The following is a 17,310-nucleotide window of genomic DNA, read 5'->3' as shown; positions in this document are numbered from 1 at the left end:
GTCAGCCGACCAGCAGCTGGTGGCTGGCGAGTTCCCGGTACAGCGGGTCGGTGGCGGTCAGTTCGGCGTGGGTGCCCACGGCCACCACCCGGCCGCCGTCGAGGACGACGATCTGGTCGGCGTCGACCACGGTGGCCAGCCGGTGCGCCACGATCAACAGGGTTCGGCGGACGGCCACGGCGTCGATGGCGCGGCGCAGCGCGACCTCGTTGCGGGAGTCGAGGTTGCTGGTGGGCTCGTCGAGCAGCAGCACCGGCGGGCCGGCGAGCAGCGCGCGGGCGATGGCCAGCCGCTGCCGCTCACCTCCGGAGAGCAGCACGCCGCCCTCCCCCACCTGCACGTCGAGGCCCAGCGGGGTGCGCTGCGCCAGGTGGCCCAGGTTGACCTCCTCGAGGACGTCGCGCAACCGGTCGTCGGTGGCGTCCGGGGTGGTGATCAGCAGATTCTCCCGCAGCGTGCCGGCCAGCACGGGAGCCTCCTGCTCGACGTAGCCGAGCCGGGCCCGCAGCGCGTCGCGGGGCAGGTCCCGTACGTCGGTGCCGTCGAGCCGGACCGCGCCGGCGCTCACCTCGTAGAAGCGTTCGACCAGGGCCAGCAGTGTGGACTTGCCGGCGCCGGAGGGACCGACCAGGGCGGTCCGGGTGCCGGCGGGGACCGCGAAGCTGACGTCGTGCAGCACCGGCTCGCCGCCCGGGTAGCCGAAGCCGACCCGGTCGAACTCGATCATCGGCGTCGGGCGACGCGGGGTCGCCGTCGCGGCGGCGGGCGCCGGACGGTCGTCGGCGCCCTCCGCGGGCACCGCCAGGATCTCCTCGATCCGCTGGAGGGCGCCCAGGCCGGACTGCAACTGGGTGTACGCCCGCAGCACCTGACCCAACGGCAGCGCCAGCAGGAACAGGTACATGACGAACGCGACCAGGTCGCCGACGGAGATCGCCCCGGCGGCGACCCGCGCCCCACCGATGCCGAGCACCAGCAGGAACGCGCCCTGCACGGTGACCGAGCCGATCGGGCCGACCAGCGCCTGCACCCGGGCCACCCGCAGCCCTGCCGCGTACGCCTCCCGCGCGCTGCCGGTCACGGTCTCCGTCTCCCGGGTCTCGGCGCGGCTGGCCCGGATGGTCCGGGCCGCCGAGATGGACCGCTCCACCGCCGAGGTCATCTCGCCGATCCGCTCCTGGGCTACTCGGGCCAGCGCCCGGACCCGACGGGCGAAGGTGGCGGCGAAAACCAGCCCCAGCGCCACCCCGAGCAGGGTGACGCCGAACAGCAGCGGGTCGAGCAGCACCATGGCCGTGCCGGCGCCGACCACCGTCACCGCCCCGGTGACCGTCTCGAACAGCCCGGAGGTGACGACCGCGCGCAGCAGCGTGGTGTCCGAGCCGACCCGGGAGAGCAGGTCACCGGTGCGTCGGCGGTCGTACTCGGCGATGGGCAGCCGCAGCAGGTGGCCGGCCAGCCGACGCCGGGTGCCCAGCACCACTCCTTCGGCGGTGCGTTGCAGCAGGTAGTCGCGCAGCCCGCCGATCGCCGCGCCGAGCACCACGAGGGCCACCAGCACCGCCACCAGCCGGGAGACGCCCTGCTCGGCGCCGATCCGCTCAAGCACCGACCGGGTGAGCAGCGGCTGCGCCAGCGACGCCGCCGAGCCGATCAGCGACAGCGCGCCGACCACGACCAGGGTGCCGCGGTGCTCCCGCAGGTACGGCAGCAACGCGGCCAGGCCGACCGACCGGCCCCCGGGGCTGCCGCCGACGGGCCGGTCGGTCGAGGTGTCGCCGGGAACCGGCCGGTCCTGCACGGTGCTCATGTCGCGAACGGTAGCCGCCCCTGGCACGCGGCGACGGTGGGTCAGGTCGCGAGCACCACCTGAAGCTCCTGGCGGCGACGGTCGGCCAGGTCGGTGAGGAGGGCGGGCGCCTCGTCGAACGGCACCACCGCCGAGACGAGGTGCTTGCGGATCGCGTCGCCGTACGCCCTGAGCAGGTCGACGGTCTCGGCGGAGAGCCGTTCGCGGTCCCAGGTGGGTGCGAGCCCGCGCGGCACCCGGCCGATCTGGGCGCAGCGCAGCGACAGCCCGTTGTGGTGGAACTCCTCACCGAGGCGGACCGCGTCCGCGCCGCCCTGGTAGAAGGCGAGGTCGATGACGGTGCCCTGGGGCCGCAGCAGCCGCAGGGCGAGATGCAGCGCCCACGCCTGCCCCCGGCACTGGAACACCACGTCGGCGCCCCGGTCGCCGGCGGTGTGCGCCCAACGGGTCTTGAGCACCACCGCCGGGTCGTCCGCGTCGGGGTCGAGGGTTTCCAGACCGAGGGCCTCGGCGACCTGGCGGCGTTGCGGGGTGGGGTCGAGCACCACCACCGACGCGGCGCCGTTGTGCCGGGCGAACAACGCGGTCAGCAGCGCCACGACACCGGCGCCGACGACTGCTACCCGTCGACCGCGTACCCCGTCGCCGAGCGCGCGGACGTCGGTGCCGTGCAGGTCGGCGGCGGCGTGCAGCAGGCCGTTGGCGCAGATCGGGCCCATGTGCGCGACGTAGACGCCGAGCAGCGGGTCCAGGTCGTCGGGCAGCGCCACGAACCGTTCGGCGACCGGGTCGGCCAGCCAGCCGGTGCGGTGCCCGTACGTCATCGCGCCGACCGTGCCCACCGCGATGGCCGGGGTTTCGCTCTCCACCACCCGGCCGACCTGCATGTAGCCGAGTCGGGTCACCGGGTAGGGCGTGCTGGCCGCGCCCGGCTGGAACAGGCCCAGGTCGGGGTTCCAGGTGACGTTCAGGTAGGGGTTCGTGCCCTTGACGTAGCTCAGCTCGGTGCCGGCGGAGACACCGCTGAACAGCGTCTCGACCCGGAACGTGCCCGGGCGCAGCGGGGCGGCGTCCTGCTCGACGAGGTCGACCCGGCCGGGGCCGGTGACCACCACGACCTTGTCACGCATCGACGGTCACCCCGGCGGCGAGCACCGTCGGCGCCGTCGCGGTGGCGAGCCGCACGGTGGTGCCGGTACGGGCCGAGTCGGCCACCGCGAGGGCCAGGCGCTGGGTGGCGAGGGCCTCGGCGTACGGGACGCGCACGTCGTCGCCGACGCCGCGGACGGCGTCGACGAAGGCGCGGTCCACCGCCACCCGGGCGGCTTCCGGGTCGGCGGGGACGTGTCGTTCGCCGTCGGCGTCGCGGATCGACAGCCCGTCCTCGGTGATCGCCAGGGCCAGCCCGTCGGCGAGGATCTCCAGGCCGGCGCGGTGCTTCCAGCCGAGGACGCAGGCGGCGCTGAGCGTGCCGACCGCGCCGTCGGCGAAGCGCAGCGCGGCGGTGGTCACCGAGTCGATGTCGGCGCCGTCGACCGGGGGTGGGGTGCCGTTGCCGTACGCGGTGACCTCGGTTACCTCGCCGGCCAGCACGCGGATCAGGTCGAGCACGTGGGCGGCCTGCTCGACCACCGGCCCGCCGGAGCGGTCCCGTCGCGACCACCACGCCACCGGGGGCACCTTGTCCAGCCAGGCCCCGCTGACCATCCGCACCGGTCGGTCGGCGAGCAGGTCGCGGGCCTGGTCCAGCACGCTCAGGTAGCGCCAGTGGTGGCCGACGGCGGTGCGCAGCCCACGCCGCGCGACCAGGTCGGCGATCCGCTCGGCGGTGCTCAGGTCGACCGCGACGGGCTTCTCCACGAACATCGGCACCCCGGCCTCGATCACCGCCTCCTCAGCGGGACCGTGCGCGAACGGTGGCACGCAGACGTACACGGCGTCCAGCTCGGTGGCCAGCAGCTCGGCGACGTCGGCGCAGGCCCGCCCACCGTGCTGTGCGGCCAGCGCGGACGCGGCCTCCGACGCGACGTCCGTGACGCCGACCAGCTCGACGTCGTCGAACCCGGCCAGTACCCGCGCGTGGCGCTGTGCCACGCCGCCGGCTCCGACCAGACCCACCCGGCAGTTCCGCATTCCGACACCCCTTCGAAGACTTTTCATCTGCGCTGGGAGCAGTCCCCTGAGCTGTGCGCAATCAAACGTTCATCCCCCGGGAACGCATTGTCGTCACCACTGTGATCAAGCTGATGCCGAGAATGCGGTTAGCGCGTGACGACGAATGGGAACAACCAATCTCGGTTTTTCCACGCACGAACGGAGGGGTGCCCGTGCGGGATACGACATCGAGTGTGTCGCCGGTGGTGGAGGCGTGGGCCACGTATCGGACGACGTCGGCGGCGGACTGGCCGACCCGTCGGCTGTTGCGTGCCAAGGGTGAGACCCGGGTCAGCGTGGTGCTGCCGGCCCGCAACGAGGAGGCGACCGTCGGCGCGATCGTGTCGACCATCCGGGAGCACCTGATGGATCGGGTGGCCCTGGTCGACGAGCTGATCGTGGTGGACTCCCGCTCGACGGACCGGACCGCCCAGGTGGCCCGTGCCGCCGGCGCGGAGGTGGTCAGTCAGGACGCGATGACCCGGGGGTTACCCCGGCTCACCGGCAAGGGCGACGCGCTCTGGGCCGGGCTGGCCGCCGCCGAGGGCGACGTGGTGGCGTTCATCGACGCCGACCTGCGGGAGTTCCGGCCGCATTTCGTGAGCGGGCTGCTCGGCCCGCTGTTGACCGACCCGTCGGTCGACTTCGTGAAGGGCTTCTACCACCGGCCCCTGGTCGGCACCGCCAGCGTGGAGCAGGACGGCGGGGGTCGGGTGACCGAGTTGATGGCCCGACCGCTGCTCAACCTCTTCTGGCCCGAGCTGGCCGGCTTCGTGCAGCCGCTCGCCGGCGAGTACGCGGCTCGCCGGGACGTGCTGGCCCAGGTGCCGTTCGTCTCCGGGTACGGGGTGGAAACGGCCATGATGATCGACCTGCTCGAGCTGGTCGGCCTGGACGCGCTGGCGCAGGTCGACCTCGGTGAGCGCAAGCACCGCCACCAGGACACCGCGGCCCTGGGCCGGATGTCCGCGCAGATCATGTTGACCGCCTGGTCCCGGCTGCAACGGCGCGGCTGGGCGACCCCCGGGTTCGCGCCGGAGTCGTTGCTGACCCAGTTCCGTCGCGGTGGTTCGGACACCCTGCCGAACCTGGACCGCGAGATCGTGGTCAGCGACGTGGCCATCGAGGAGCGCCCACCGTTGGCCGAACTGCGCCACCGGGTGCCACGCCGCCGGGTGGCCGCGGCGTGAGCGCGAGGAGTGAGCCGATCTTGCGAGCCCCGCAGTCGCTGACCTGCGGCACAGCGACCGGCCGGAAGGGACGAGACCGATGAGCCTCACCGTGCTGATGAACGCCGGCCCGTGGCTGTCGGTGCCACCGCCCGGCTACGGCGGCATCGAGAACGTCATCGCCACGCTGGTGCCGGAGCTGCGGCGGCTCGGCGTACGGGTGGTGCTCGCCTCGGTGGGCAGCAGCACCCTGCCGGTGGACGAGCAGATCTCGGTCTTCCCCGACGGGCAGTTCGCCGCGTTGCAGCGACCGTACAACCAGGTCTGCGGGATCGCCCAGGCGCACCTGGCCGGGGTGGTCCGGGAGCTGCACTCCCGCGACGACGTCGACCTGGTGCACGATCACGTCGAGGCGGTCGGGCTGGCCACCCTCGCCGCGATGGGGCCGGCCGGACCGCCGACCCTGCACACCCTGCACTGGGACCTGGCCAAGCACCCGGCGCTCTACGGCAGCCTGGACGGTGGCGACCGGGTCCGGGTCAACGGCGTCTCCGCGTCGCAGCTGGCCCGCGCCCCGCTGGCGCTGCGGGAGCACTCGGTGGGGCACGTGCACCTGTCCACGCCGCTCGCCGTCGACGCCGACCGGCGGGCCCGACCGGACAAGGGCGAGCACCTGCTCATCCTGGGCCGAATCAACCCGGGCAAGGGACAGGACGTGGGTGCCCGGCTCGCGCACCGGGTCGGTATTCCGCTGGTGCTGGCCGGCCCCGTCGGCCCGTACCACCGGCCGGCCGACCTGGCCGCGGCCGGCGACGAGGCCCGGCAGAACCCGGACGTGCGGTTCTTCCTCGACGAGGTGGCGCCGCACGTCGACGGTGACCTGGTCCGCTGGGTCGGCACCGTCGCCGGCCAGGAGCGCGACGACCTGCTCGCCAGCGCCCGCGCGTCGCTGTTCCCGCTGCGGTGGGAGGAGCCGGGCGGCACGGCGGTCGTCGAGTCGCTCGCCCTGGGTACGCCGGTGGTGGCCACCGCCCGGGGTTGCCTGCCGGAGCTGATCGAGCACGGCCGTACCGGGCTGCTCACCACCGACGAGGAGGAGTTGGGCGACCTCGTCCTCGCCGCCGAGTTGCTCGACCCCGACGAGTGCCGGCGGGTGGCCGCGCAGCGCTTCACGCCCGCGGTGATGGCGCAGCGCTACGTCGAGCTGTACGAGCGGGTCCGGCAGTCGGCGAGCGCGCCGAGGTTGCTGCCGGCCTGACCGACAGCGGGGCCGGCCGGTTTGCCGGTCGCGCCAGCGGGTAGCCGGCAGCGCTCATGCCCGCCGCGCGACGAGGAGCCGGGAATGGTCGGACCGATGGCGCACTCCCGGGCCCGACCCAACCCGGCCGACGGCAAACCGCCGGTCCGTCGCGCGGCGGCGACGGGGGGGGTGCTGTTCCTGCTGGTCGGCGCGCTCGGCTTCGTGCCGGGGATCACCACCGGCATGGAGGCGCTGCGCTTCGCCGGCCACGACTCGGGCGCATACCTGTTCGGCGTCTTCCAGGTGTCGGTGCTGCACAACCTGGTGCACCTGGCGTACGGGGTGGTGGGGTTGCTGTTGGCCCGGACGGTCACCGGCGCTCGGGCGTTCCTGATCGGCGGTGGTGCGGTCTACCTGGTGCTCTGGCTCTACGGGCTGGCGGTGGACCACGACACCGGGGCGAACGTGCTGCCGGTCAACGACGCCGACGACTGGCTGCACCTGGGGCTCGGCGTCGGCATGATCGCACTGGGCGTCCTTACCGCCCGGCCCCGCCGCTGACCGACGACCCCCGGCCTGACCGGCCGGACCGTCCCTGACCTGGGGTTGCGGGACGTGACCTGCCTCGCCCCGCCGTCGGTCCGGTTTGACCGGGAACGGCCTCGGGTAGTTGGCAGATCCCGACCCAGCAGCGAATTGAGGCGCCGATGTCGAGCGGGATCACCTGCGAGGTGCGTACCACGGCACCGGTGGCGGTCGTCCGGCTCACCGGTCCGCTGCACCTCGGCACGATGCGCTCGGTGCACCGGGCGCTCAGCGACGCGCTGGTCGACCAGCCGGAGGCGCTGGTGGTCGACATGGCCGGGGTGAGCGTGGAGGACCGGTTGGCGCTGTCCGTGTTCGCCGCTACCGCCCGCCGGGCCGAGGAGTGGCCGGCGGTGCCGGTGCTGCTCTGCTCCCCGTCGCCGGTCGCCGCACGATGGCTGGCCGAGTCGACCACGTGCCGGGTGCTGTCGGTCTCCGCGGACTGCGCGGAGGCGACCCGGTTGGCCGGCACGACGTCCACGTTGCGGATGCGGGCCCGGCTGGAGCCGGTGGCCGGGGCCTGCCGGCGGGCCCGGGAGTTGGTCACCGACGCGTGCGCGCGGTGGAACCTGCCCGACGCGTCCGGCCCGGCCGCGTTGGTGCTCAGCGAACTGGTGGGCAACGTGGTGCGCCACGCCGGCACGCCGATGCAGGTGACGGTGACGCTGCGCCGGCCGTACCTGCACCTGGCCGTGGTGGACGGCAGCAGCGCCCAGGCTCGTGCGGGCGGGACGGACCTGCACGCTGAGGGTGGGCGAGGGCTGATGCTGGTCCGGGAGCTGACCCAGCGGTGGGGCAGCGTGCCGGCCGGTCAGGGCAAGGCCGTCTGGGCGATGCTGCCGGCAACCTGAGCGTTCGAGGTGCTTGCGCCGGTCCTGGCGATCTGCCCGAAATTACCGTCGTTGGCTGGTTACATGGTGTGAGGGTGGGTAGAGCACGCCCGTCCTTTCTGCCGTCACGACGGGGTGAGCAGCCATGCCCAAGCGGGTAACCACAGAACCCGGTCGAGATCGGGGCCCGGCGATCCTGGCACCGGCCCGCTTCGGGGGCTTCCCGGGAGCGGTACGGACACCGGTCCCCGGAAACTCCCTGATCAAGTTCCTCGCCACGACCGACCACAAGCAGATCGGACTGCTGTATCTGCTGACCTCCTTCGGGTTCTTCCTGGTGGCGGGGCTTCAGGCGATGGTGATGCGAGCCGAGCTGGCCCGCCCGGGGATGCAGTTCCTCTCGTCCGAGCAGTACAACCAGCTCTTCACCTCGCACGGCGCGGTGATGCTGCTGCTGTTCGCCACGCCCGCCGCGTTCGGGTTCGCCAACTACATCGTGCCGATCCAGATCGGCGCACCGGACGTGTCGTTCCCCCGCCTCAACGCGCTCGCCTACTGGCTGTACCTCTTCGGCGGCCTCATGGTGGTCGGCGGGTTCATCACCCCGGGAGGTTCGGCGGACTTCGGCTGGACCGCGTACAGCCCGCTCAGCAGCGTCGAGCACAGCCCCGGCGTGGGCGCGAACATGTGGGTGCTCGGCCTGGTCGTCTCCGGGCTGGGCACCATCCTCGGCGCGGTCAACCTGATCACCACGATCCTCACCCTGCGCGCGCCCGGCATGACCATGTTCCGGATGCCGATCTTCACCTGGAACATGCTGTTCACCAGCGTCCTGGTGATCCTCGTCTTCCCGCTGCTGGCCGCCGCGCTGCTGGCGCTCTCCGCCGACCGGTTGCTCAACGCACACGTGTACGACCCGGCCACCGGCGGGCCGATGCTGTGGCAGCACCTGTTCTGGTTCTTCGGCCACCCCGAGGTCTACATCATCGCGTTGCCGTTCTTCGGCATCATCACCGAGATCATCCCGGTCTTCTCCCGCAAGCCGCTCTTCGGCTACACCGGGATCGTGCTGGCCACCATCGCCATCACCGTGCTGTCCATGACGGTCTGGGCGCACCACATGTTCGCCACCGGCCAGGTGCTGCTGCCGTTCTTCAGCATCCTGAGCTACCTGATCGCGGTGCCCACCGGTGTGAAGTTCTTCAACTGGATCGGCACCATGTGGAAGGGGCAGCTCACCTTCGAGACGCCGATGCTGTTCGCCATCGGCTTCCTGGTCACCTTCCTGCTCGGCGGCCTCACCGGCGTCCTCCTGGCCAGCCCGCCGGTGGACTTCCACACCCACGACACGTACTTCGTGGTGGCGCACTTCCACTACGTGGTGTTCGGCACAGTGGTCTTCGCCCTCTTCGGCGGCTACTACTTCTGGTGGCCCAAGATGACCGGGCGCCTGCTCGACGAGCGGCTCGGCAAGGCGCACTTCTGGACCATGTTCATCGGCTTCCACGGCACCTTCCTCGTGCACCACTGGCTGGGCAGCGAGGGCATGCCGCGCCGGTACGCCGACTACCTGCCCACCGACGGCTTCACCACCCTGAACACGGTTTCCAGCATCTTCGCGTTCATCCTCGGCCTGTCCACCCTGTTCTTCATCTACAACGCCTGGAAGTCCTGGCGGTACGGGGCGATGGTGACGGTGGACGACCCCTGGGGCTTCGGCAACTCCCTCGAATGGGCCACCAGCTGCCCGCCGCCCCTGCGCAACTTCGACCGGATGCCCCGGATCCGCTCCGAACGTCCGGCGTTCGACCTGAAGTACGGCCCGCTCGTCGCCGATCTGGGCCGCGACCTGCCGCAGCGCACCACCAAGCCGCCACAGCACCTCGCCGAGGAGTTCCGGATGGAGCACCACGCCCCGGAGTCGCCGTCCGCCGAGGGCGCGCACGGCGCACGCGACGCTGTCGACTACCAGCCGGCGCCGCGCTCCGGCGCCCGGCCGGTGGACGTGCCGGAGCCCGAGGGCGTCCGCCGGCCGAGCTTCGAGCAGAGCGACCCGCCGAAGGACGCCGAGGACGCGCCGAAGCCGCACGAGCGCTGGCGCCACCCGCACAGCGACGGCAACCCCGAAGAGCACTGACCAGGGGTACGCGCAGAAGGGCCGACACCCAGCGGGTGTCGGCCCTTCGCTCGTCCGTGTGCGTCAGTCCCGGGCCGGCGCCAGGCCGGCGGCGGTGAGCGAACGGCGTACCGCGGGCTGGACCCGGGTCAGCCGCAGCGGCACGCCGGTCCGCTCCGCCGCGTCCCGACCGGCCATCAGCGCGGCGATCCCACCGGCATCGAAGCCACCCGCGCCGACCAGGTCGACGACCACCTCGCTCGGCTGGCCGGTGACCGCCTCCAGCATGGCCCGGCGCAGCTGGTCCGCGCCGTCGCGGTCGATCTCGCCGCCGACCTCGACCACCACCGAGTCGCCGTTCTGCTTGACCGAGATCCGGGTCTTGCCCGGGTCGGGTTCGGCGGCGCCGTTCTGCCACGGCGGCGGCGCGTCGGCGAGCATCGCCTGGCGCAGCCAGGTGAGCGCCCGCGACAGCAGCCGGGAGACGTGCATCTGCGAGATGCCGAACCGGGCGGCGATCTCCGCCTGGGTCTGGTTGCCGTAGAAGCGCATCGCGAGGATCCGTCGCTCACGCCAGGGCAGTCGGTGCAGCAGGCCGCTCACCGTCACCCGGTCGTCGACCGACTCCAACGCGTTGTCCGATTCGCCGACCAGGTCCCCGAATTCGGCGGAGCTCTCCCCACCCACCGGCGCGTTCAGCGACGCCGGGCTGTAGCCGGCCGCCGACTCCAGGGCGGCGAGGATCTCCTCCTCCGGGGTCTCCAGCCGGGCCGACAGCTCGGCCACCGACGGCGCCCGGGACAGCTCGCTGGTGAGTGCGGCGGTGGCCTGCCCCACCTCGAGGATCAGGTCCCGCAGCCGGCGGGGCACGTGCACACCCCAGGTACGGTCCCGGAAGTGCCGTTTGATCTCGCCCACGATGGTGATCGCGGCGTACGCGGTGAACGAGCCCCGTTCCGGGTCATAGCGGTCGACGGCGTTGACCAGGCCCAGCCGGGCGACCTGCTCCAGGTCCTCCAGCGGCTCCCCCCGCCCCCGGTACCGGCGGGCCAGCCGGCCGGCGAACGGCAGCGCGAAGCGCACCAGGTCGTCCCGGGCCTCCCCCCGCCGCTCCGGCGGCAGCCCGGCGATCCGGGCCGCGTACGCCATCGCCGCCGCGTCGAGATCCTCCAGACCTCGATCGTTGGGTGGTGGTGGGGTCGTGGTCGTGGTCGTGCTCGTCTGTCCGAACATCCGCGCCTCCCTCAGGAAGGTCCCCCGCCCGGATCGGGAAACCGGTCGTGCGCGTGGTCGAGCCACGCACCGGGCCGGAAAGTGGGTCAGTGACTGGGATGCCAGCGGGCGACACCGCCTCTACGCAGCGCAATCAGGCCGTCGCAGCCAGCGATGTTCCCGCTCCGTAGGTACTCAATCACGGGACCCCGGGTTCGCGAGGATGTTTCGGCGTCCTCCGTCTCAGGAGACCAACAACCCCTGGTGGCCGCCGCTGTCGCGGAGCACGGCCAACGCCTCCGCGACCCCCAGCGGGGGCGGCGCGGGCAGGTCGTACGGCTGGGCGCGCAGCACCTCGGTGGCCCGGCGGGTGGGCACCGAGGTGACCGGGTAACCCCGCGCGGTGGTGCGGTCCAGCGCCCGACGCCGCCGGCCGAACCCGGCGACGGCCAGCCACTGCGGCAACCCGGCCAGCGCGGGTGAGCGCACCCCGGGCGGCTCGGGCAACACGTCCACCGAGCTGAACGCCTCGCTGCCGGCCAGCCACCACTCGGCCTCGTCGACGCTGCGGCGGGTGGCGTTCTCACACCAGTACGGCACCAGCCCCGCCCGCACCACCTGCCACGGGTCGAGCAGTCGACCGCACTCCACCACCAACCGGTCGCCGGTCTTGCCGGCGCGCCGCAGCCACCGCCGGTACAGGTCGGCCACGCCCGCGCTCAGCGCCGCCGGCCGGGGCACCAACACCCGGTGCAGCGGGTGCTGGTTGCGGGTGGACCAGTCCCGCGCGGCCAACTCGAAGCCGGAGTCGACGCCGTGCTCGGCGTACGCCGACGGCACGGACACCTCCGGCGGCTGCCACCGGGTCGCGTCGCCGCCGACGGAGCGCAGCACCTGCCGCAGCGCGTGGCTGTCCGGGTGGAAGTCCACCGGGTCCAGCCCACTGCCCGGGCAGCCGACCTGGAAGCTGTGCCCCGGCCCGTGCTCCAGCGCCGGCCAGGTGCGCGCGTCGCGGACCAGCAGCACGGGGGCACCCGGCACCAGCCGGTCGGCCAGGAACCGCGCGTACGCGGCCGGTAGGGCCCTCCACGCGGCGGTCAGCGACACGGTCGCCCCGGCCAGCGCGCCACGGCTGGCCGGGCAGTGCACCTGGCGCAGGTGCAGGTCGGCGTTGCCCGCGAGCAACCGGGTGGCGAGTGCCGCGCCGTGCTCCGCGGCCTCCGCCGGGCGGTCCACCCCGCCGTCGGACCAGTGCACGGTCATCTCGAAGCCCGCCGGCAGCCACGGCACACCGAGGGCCACCGCGAGGTGTGCGGCAGCGCCGTGCGGAGAGCCGATCAGCACCCCGGGGTAGCGCCGGCGGGGGTACTGGTCGACGAACCACCGGGCCACCCTCGCGGCGTCCACCTCGTCGATCTGGGCCACGGTGAGCGCGACCCGGCCGGCGGCGCGGGTGACCGCAGCACGGCGTACCGGCTCGGGGGCACCGGGGAACCGCGACGTCGGCCCGGTGTGCCCGAGGTCCGCGCAGTCCACCCCGCGTAGCGCCCGGGCGGTGGCGGCGACCAGCACCCGGGCGGAGCTGCCCGCGGCCACGACCCGGTCGCCGGCGAGACCGGCGCCATCGGCCGTGAGCCCCTTGTGCACCTTGTGCACCGGCCCCACCTTGCCTCGTTCGCTCACCACGCGGCCCGGCTTCCCGTCCCGATGGGGTTCAAACGGGGCATCACCCTCCCGGCGGCACATTCCGCTGCTCAGCGGGGTGCGCCGGTCATCACCGGCGTTCGGCGGCTCGGGTTTCGCCAGGGCCAGGACGGGCACTTCCGGGGCCATGCGCACCGACGACACCAGCGAGCCAGCCGCCGCCACGATCACCCCGTACGAGGACGGACCGCTGCTGGTCCGCGGCGACTTCGCGTTGGTCACCCCGGACGGCGAGCGCATCGACGCGCGGCGGGGCACTGTGGCGTTGTGCCGGTGCGGCAAGTCGGCGCTCAAGCCGTTCTGCGACGGCACTCACAAGGCGGTCGACTTCCGCGCGGGCACCACCCGCGAGGGCTGACCCCCCGGTCGCCGCATCACGCGCGAGAGCACACGGACCGGGCCGGGCCGCACCAGAGGCACGCCCCCACTGCACAGCCGGCGGTCTTGATCAGACGAGCGCGGACGGGGCCGGCGAAGCCACCGCGGGCGCCGCGACAAGCGAGACCTTGGGCGGCACGGCCGGCGGGGCCGGTGCGCGCAGTGAGCTGCGGCCGGCGGCCCAGCTGTCCAGCAGGTGCGCGGCGAACAGCCGATCCACCGCGAGCCCGGCGGCCGCGCCGAAGAGCACATCGGAGGCGAGGGCCGGCTCGACGCGGACCAGGCCGCCGCACACGTCGTGCGCGGCGATCTGCTCGTGCACCGCGTCGGCCTCGACGTGCTCGTCGTAGAAGCGGGTGGCCACCTCGTCGAAGCCGAGCCGGCGCAGCCCGTTGCCGTAGCGGCGGTTGGGCAGCGAGGAGGTCATCTCGAACGCGGCCAGGTGCCCGAGCAGCGCGCCGCGCAGCCGTCGGTGCAGCCCGAACAGCGACATCAGGTTGTTGGTCGCCAACGTCACCGCCGGCGCCACGTCGATGTGGGCACCGTAACCGGTGTCCAGGCCCAGCCGGTCGAGGGTGCTCCGGAAGAGTTCGGCGTGCATCCGGTCCAGCCGCCCGTTGCCGTACTCGTCGGTCTGGATCTCCACGAGCGCGGCCTTGGCCGGGCCACCGAGGCGGGGCAGCGCCCAGCTGTGCGGGTCCGCCTCCCGTAGGTGGTAGACGGAGCGGTGGGCGACGAACTCGCGGAACTGGGTGAGGTCGGCGCGGCGTTGCAGCGTCGCGGCCAGCGCCGGACCGTCGTCGGCCGCGACCAGCTCGGTCAGGCCGGCCGCCACGCCGGCGGCGGGCACCGACGGTGCGCCGACCAGCCGACGCAGCGCCGTCTCGAAGACCCGTTCGCAGCGGGCGCGCAGCGCCAGCAGTGTCGGCTGCCACTCCCACGACTCGTCCACCCCGAGCCAGCCCCGGTAGTGCAGCTCGTAGCAGAGGAACAGCGTCAGCTGCAGGTCCTCGTCGGTGATCGGGTCCGCCGGGTAGAGGCCGACGCCGAGATCGGCCGGCAGCTCGTGCGGCGGGTGCCGCAGAGCCTGCACGACCGCCGCGGAGAGCGGACCCCGTGCCGTCGGCAGGGTCGCGGGACCGTAGCGGCGGTCGGGCTCGGACATGGGACCTCCAGCGTCGTCGGGCCGCTACTCATGCCCTGGTCCAGGGTGGCTAAACGAGGTCGTCGGCGTTCGCGGTGACCTCCACCTGCTCGCGGACCTTCCGGGCCGGAGCGCCCTCGGCGTACAGGCCCCGCAGGTCGGCGAAGGCGGGCTCCGGCGGCGCCAGCGACACCGCCGGGTCGACGACCGCCTCCAGTACGCAGGGGCGGTCCGCGGCGAGGGCCTCGTCCCAGGCCGCGCCGACCAGCTCCGGACGGTCCACCCGTACCCCGTGCAGCCCCAGCAGCCGGGCCCACCCGGCGTACGGCACGTCCGGGCGGCGGCGGGTCGGGTCGGACGACGATTGCCGCCCGCCACCCATGCCGTTCTGGTCCCGGTTGTTGAGCACCAGCACCACCAGCCGCGGGTCGCGCCACTGCTGCCAGAGGTGCGAGACGGTGATCAGTTCGGCGAGCCCGTTGAGCTGCATCGCCCCGTCACCGACCAGCGCGACCACCGGCTGGTCGGGCGCGGCGAGCTTGGCCGCCACCGCGTACGGCAGCGCGCAGCCCATCGAGCCGAGGGTTCCGCACAGCTGCGCGTTGACCCCCGGTGGCAGGGTGAGGTGCCGGGCGTACCAGTAGAGGACCGAGCCGACGTCGACGGCGACCGCGCCGGTGCCCGGCATCCGGGCGGACAACTCCTGCAGGACGAGCTGCGGGTTGACCGGGTCCGCGGCGGCGGCGACGCGCTCGGCGGCGACCTCCCGCCAGCGGTCCACCGAACTCTCCACGGTTGCGCGCCACTGTTGTTCGGGTCGGCCGCGCAATCGGCTCAGCAGCGCCCGCAGCGTCTCGGCGGCATCACCGACCAGCGGCACGTCGGCCGGGTAGCGGGTGCCGATCCGGCGGCCGTCGATGTCGATTTGCACCGTGCGCGCCTGCTCGGGCATCGGGAAGTAGTCGGTCCACGGGTCGTTGGTGCCGACCATCAGCAGGGTGTCGCAACCACCCATCAGCTCGGCCGCCGCCGGGGTGCCGACCTCGCCGAGCACCCCGGTGTGGAACGGCAACCGCTCGTCGAGCACCGGCTTGCCGAGCAGCGAGGTGGCCACCCCGGCGCCCAGCCGGTCGGCGATCTCGATGATCTCGGCGGCCGCGTCCCGACCGCCCTGGCCCACCAGGATCGCGGTCCGCTGGCCGCCGCCGAGCAACTGCGCGGCGGCGTCCAGGTCCACCTCGTGCGGCAGGACCCGGGCCAGCGGTTCGCCGGGGGTCGCCGTGATCACCCCGGCGCCGTACGACTGCAGGTCGGGCACCAGCGCCTCCTGCAACTGTCGGGGCAGCACCACGCACGTCGGGCTGCGGGTCGCCGCCGCCGTTCGGAACGCCTGGTCCAGCAGCGCACCCACCTCGTCGGGGCTGCGGCCGTACCGGACGAACTGGTTGCACACGTCCCCGAACAGCCGGCTCAGCCCGATCTCCTGGTGCGCGCCGCCGAGCGGCCCGGAGATGTCCTCCCCGACGATGGCCACCACCGGCTTGCTGTCCAGCTTGGCGTCGTAGAGGCCGTTGAGCAGCTGGACGGCGCTGGGGCCCTGGGTGGCGAGGCAGACCCCGATGCCGCCGGTGAACTTGGCGTGCCCGGTGGCCATGAACGAGGCGGTCTCCTCGTGCCGGGCCGGGATGAACGCCGGCTCGCCGCCGGTGCGGTCCAGCGCGTCGACCAGTGGAGCGATCGCCTCGCCGGGGTACCCGAAGGCGCGGGGCACCCGCCAGGCCAGGAGCCGCTCCACCACGACGTCCGCAACCGTTCGGTCAACCATTGCCGCGCCCCGGTGTGCTGGGGTCGACGTAGCGCAGTACCGCGCCGACGCCGTCGGTGAGGTCGGGCGCCTCGTCGGCGCCGAGCACGGTCAGTGCCGCGTCGGTGCCGACGAGCGCCCGGACCAGCGCCGCGTCGGCGCGTACCCGCTGCGGGTCGGCGACCGACATGGCGGCCAGCTGCCCCGGGTCGACGGCGATCTCGGTGGGTTGCGCGCCGATCCACAGCTCACCGTTGGCCGACGGGTCGTCAACGATGAGCATCATGTCGACCTGGTTGCGTTGCAGGGCCGAGACGACCGCGTCGAGGCCGCCGCCCACGTCCTCCTGCACGCCGAACTTGTCCAGCGCGGCGCTGATCCGCTGGTCGGCGATCTCCGCGATGGTCTGCACGGTGAGGTCGTCCAGCATCGTCTGGTCGGCGCCGCCGGCGCGCGACCCGGCATCGGTACGGACCACCAGGTCCTGCCAGCGCTCCGGCATCTGCGCGGCGATCATTCCGGTGGCCCGGACGTCACCGGCGACCACCACCACGTCCGCGCCGACCCGGTCGGCCAGCTGCACGGTCGCCGCCGTGACGTCGCCGGCGTTCTGGTGCCACGCCTCCATGGCCGCCCGCTGGTAGCGCGACTGGGACCAGCCGCCGGGCTTCGCCCGACGCAGCGGGTACTCGTCCCGGCCGGCGACGTGCGCCCGGCGGGGCACCCCGCCGGCGCTGACCGCCATCGCGTCGGCGCCGAGACGGTCGGCGATCACACGTACCCAGGCCACCTGCTCGCCGCGTTGGGCGAGCAACGGCATCACGTGCGGCAGCGGCCCCACGTGGGCCAGGTCCCGCAGTGGCGGCGCGGACAGGTACTCGGAGAGCACCACCTGGCCATGACTGGCGAAGAGCGCCAGCCCGTAGTCCCCGACCATCGGATCATGACCTCGGACCACCCGGTCCAGCGCGGCGATGTTCGCCTCGTCCGCCCCCTGTTCGGCCAGGCTGCGCTCCAGGGCACGCCAGCGCAGATCCAACGCGGGATGGGCGTCCTCCGTGTCCGCGGAGGCGTCCAGATACACCGAGCACCACGGCCCGGGACGGTCGTAGAGCGGGCGCAGGAAGGACAGCTGCATGCTCGACCCCTTTCCAGCTCGGCCCC

Annotated in this window: 14 protein-coding genes; 6 read left to right on the top strand and 8 right to left on the bottom strand. The window is 73.3% G+C overall.

What is annotated here, in order from left to right; genetic code table 11:
- Position 1: 1 nt before the first annotated feature.
- The 3 genes from GA0070561_RS30450 to GA0070561_RS30440 are packed head-to-tail and all read right to left on the bottom strand — an operon-like array spanning position 2 to position 3,943.
- Complete coding sequence (locus tag GA0070561_RS30450) at positions 2-1,810, bottom strand: ABC transporter ATP-binding protein (protein WP_091408345.1); 1,809 nt, start codon at positions 1,808-1,810, stop codon at positions 2-4.
- Between the two features lie 41 nt (positions 1,811-1,851).
- Complete coding sequence (locus GA0070561_RS30445; protein ID WP_091408342.1) at positions 1,852-2,940, bottom strand: zinc-dependent alcohol dehydrogenase; 1,089 nt, start codon at positions 2,938-2,940, stop codon at positions 1,852-1,854.
- Positions 2,933-3,943, bottom strand: a complete 1,011-nt coding sequence (locus GA0070561_RS30440) for a Gfo/Idh/MocA family protein (protein WP_091408339.1) — start codon at positions 3,941-3,943, stop codon at positions 2,933-2,935. Before GA0070561_RS30440 ends, GA0070561_RS30445 begins: the two co-directional genes overlap by 8 nt.
- A 227-nt stretch (positions 3,944-4,170) precedes the next feature.
- Here GA0070561_RS30440 and GA0070561_RS30435 point away from each other — a divergent pair, with 227 nt between their 5' ends.
- The 5 genes from GA0070561_RS30435 (at position 4,171) to ctaD (ending at position 9,925) form a co-directional block, all read left to right on the top strand.
- Positions 4,171-5,154 carry a glucosyl-3-phosphoglycerate synthase gene (locus GA0070561_RS30435; protein ID WP_244166511.1) on the top strand — a complete coding sequence of 328 codons (984 nt, stop codon included), beginning with the start codon at positions 4,171-4,173 and terminating at the stop codon, positions 5,152-5,154.
- A gap of 79 nt (positions 5,155-5,233) precedes the next feature.
- Complete coding sequence (locus GA0070561_RS30430) at positions 5,234-6,391, top strand: glycosyltransferase (RefSeq protein ID WP_091408337.1); 1,158 nt, start codon at positions 5,234-5,236, stop codon at positions 6,389-6,391.
- An 84-nt stretch (positions 6,392-6,475) separates the two neighbouring features.
- Positions 6,476-6,934 carry a DUF4383 domain-containing protein gene (locus GA0070561_RS30425; protein WP_091408335.1) on the top strand — a complete coding sequence of 153 codons (459 nt, stop codon included), beginning with the start codon at positions 6,476-6,478 and terminating at the stop codon, positions 6,932-6,934.
- A 146-nt stretch (positions 6,935-7,080) separates the two neighbouring features.
- On the top strand, positions 7,081-7,809 hold the full coding sequence (locus GA0070561_RS30420; protein ID WP_091408332.1) for an ATP-binding protein: 729 nt from the start codon (positions 7,081-7,083) through the stop codon (positions 7,807-7,809).
- 124 nt (positions 7,810-7,933) lie between these two features.
- On the top strand, positions 7,934-9,925 hold the full coding sequence (ctaD, locus tag GA0070561_RS30415) for an aa3-type cytochrome oxidase subunit I (RefSeq protein WP_091408329.1): 1,992 nt from the start codon (positions 7,934-7,936) through the stop codon (positions 9,923-9,925).
- 63 nt (positions 9,926-9,988) lie between these two features.
- On the opposite strand, the gene GA0070561_RS30410 is transcribed toward ctaD, so the two are convergent.
- Together GA0070561_RS30410 and GA0070561_RS30405 are read right to left on the bottom strand one after the other, a co-directional pair.
- Positions 9,989-11,137 carry a SigB/SigF/SigG family RNA polymerase sigma factor gene (locus tag GA0070561_RS30410; protein WP_091408326.1) on the bottom strand — a complete coding sequence of 383 codons (1,149 nt, stop codon included), beginning with the start codon at positions 11,135-11,137 and terminating at the stop codon, positions 9,989-9,991.
- Positions 11,138-11,359: 222 nt separating this feature from the next.
- Entirely contained in the window at positions 11,360-12,802 is a 1,443-nt protein-coding gene (locus GA0070561_RS30405; RefSeq protein ID WP_244166503.1) for a hypothetical protein, read from the bottom strand.
- Between the two features lie 145 nt (positions 12,803-12,947).
- On the opposite strand from GA0070561_RS30405, the gene GA0070561_RS30400 reads away from it, so the two are divergent.
- On the top strand, positions 12,948-13,178 hold the full coding sequence (locus GA0070561_RS30400) for a CDGSH iron-sulfur domain-containing protein (protein ID WP_091408324.1): 231 nt from the start codon (positions 12,948-12,950) through the stop codon (positions 13,176-13,178).
- A gap of 90 nt (positions 13,179-13,268) precedes the next feature.
- Here the strand turns inward: GA0070561_RS30400 and GA0070561_RS30395 are convergent, their stop codons facing one another.
- From GA0070561_RS30395 to GA0070561_RS30385, 3 genes are read right to left on the bottom strand one after another with little or no spacing between them, the layout of a single operon-like run.
- Positions 13,269-14,363 (bottom strand): iron-containing redox enzyme family protein, encoded by a 1,095-nt coding sequence (locus GA0070561_RS30395; protein WP_091408321.1) that lies wholly within the window; start codon positions 14,361-14,363, stop codon positions 13,269-13,271.
- A 49-nt stretch (positions 14,364-14,412) separates the two neighbouring features.
- Positions 14,413-16,167, bottom strand: a complete 1,755-nt coding sequence (locus GA0070561_RS30390; RefSeq protein ID WP_091408319.1) for a thiamine pyrophosphate-binding protein — start codon at positions 16,165-16,167, stop codon at positions 14,413-14,415.
- Positions 16,160-17,284, bottom strand: a complete 1,125-nt coding sequence (locus GA0070561_RS30385; protein ID WP_091408316.1) for a baeRF2 domain-containing protein — start codon at positions 17,282-17,284, stop codon at positions 16,160-16,162. Before GA0070561_RS30385 ends, GA0070561_RS30390 begins: the two co-directional genes overlap by 8 nt.
- Between the last annotated feature and the right edge of the window lie 26 nt (positions 17,285-17,310).

It is taken from the genome of Micromonospora saelicesensis, assembly GCF_900091575.1.
GTDB lineage: Bacteria > Actinomycetota > Actinomycetes > Mycobacteriales > Micromonosporaceae > Micromonospora > Micromonospora saelicesensis.
Note: the sequence above shows the minus strand (reverse complement) of the source record. Positions and strands in the feature narration are given on the sequence as shown.

Excerpts from the sequence above, each read along its gene's own strand:
- GA0070561_RS30450 (WP_091408345.1), bottom strand. The coding sequence starts at position 1,810 with ATGAGCACCGTGCAGGACCGGCCGGTTCCCGGCGACACCTCGACCGAC.
- GA0070561_RS30410 (WP_091408326.1), bottom strand. The coding sequence starts at position 11,137 with ATGTTCGGACAGACGAGCACGACCACGACCACGACCCCACCACCACCC.
- GA0070561_RS30425 (WP_091408335.1), top strand. The coding sequence starts at position 6,476 with ATGGTCGGACCGATGGCGCACTCCCGGGCCCGACCCAACCCGGCCGAC.
- GA0070561_RS30420 (WP_091408332.1), top strand. The coding sequence starts at position 7,081 with ATGTCGAGCGGGATCACCTGCGAGGTGCGTACCACGGCACCGGTGGCG.
- GA0070561_RS30400 (WP_091408324.1), top strand. The coding sequence starts at position 12,948 with ATGCGCACCGACGACACCAGCGAGCCAGCCGCCGCCACGATCACCCCG.
- GA0070561_RS30390 (WP_091408319.1), bottom strand. The coding sequence starts at position 16,167 with ATGGTTGACCGAACGGTTGCGGACGTCGTGGTGGAGCGGCTCCTGGCC.
- GA0070561_RS30395 (WP_091408321.1), bottom strand. The coding sequence starts at position 14,363 with ATGTCCGAGCCCGACCGCCGCTACGGTCCCGCGACCCTGCCGACGGCA.
- GA0070561_RS30440 (WP_091408339.1), bottom strand. The coding sequence starts at position 3,943 with ATGCGGAACTGCCGGGTGGGTCTGGTCGGAGCCGGCGGCGTGGCACAG.
- GA0070561_RS30445 (WP_091408342.1), bottom strand. The coding sequence starts at position 2,940 with ATGCGTGACAAGGTCGTGGTGGTCACCGGCCCCGGCCGGGTCGACCTC.
- GA0070561_RS30430 (WP_091408337.1), top strand. The coding sequence starts at position 5,234 with ATGAGCCTCACCGTGCTGATGAACGCCGGCCCGTGGCTGTCGGTGCCA.
- ctaD (WP_091408329.1), top strand. The coding sequence starts at position 7,934 with ATGCCCAAGCGGGTAACCACAGAACCCGGTCGAGATCGGGGCCCGGCG.
- GA0070561_RS30385 (WP_091408316.1), bottom strand. The coding sequence starts at position 17,284 with ATGCAGCTGTCCTTCCTGCGCCCGCTCTACGACCGTCCCGGGCCGTGG.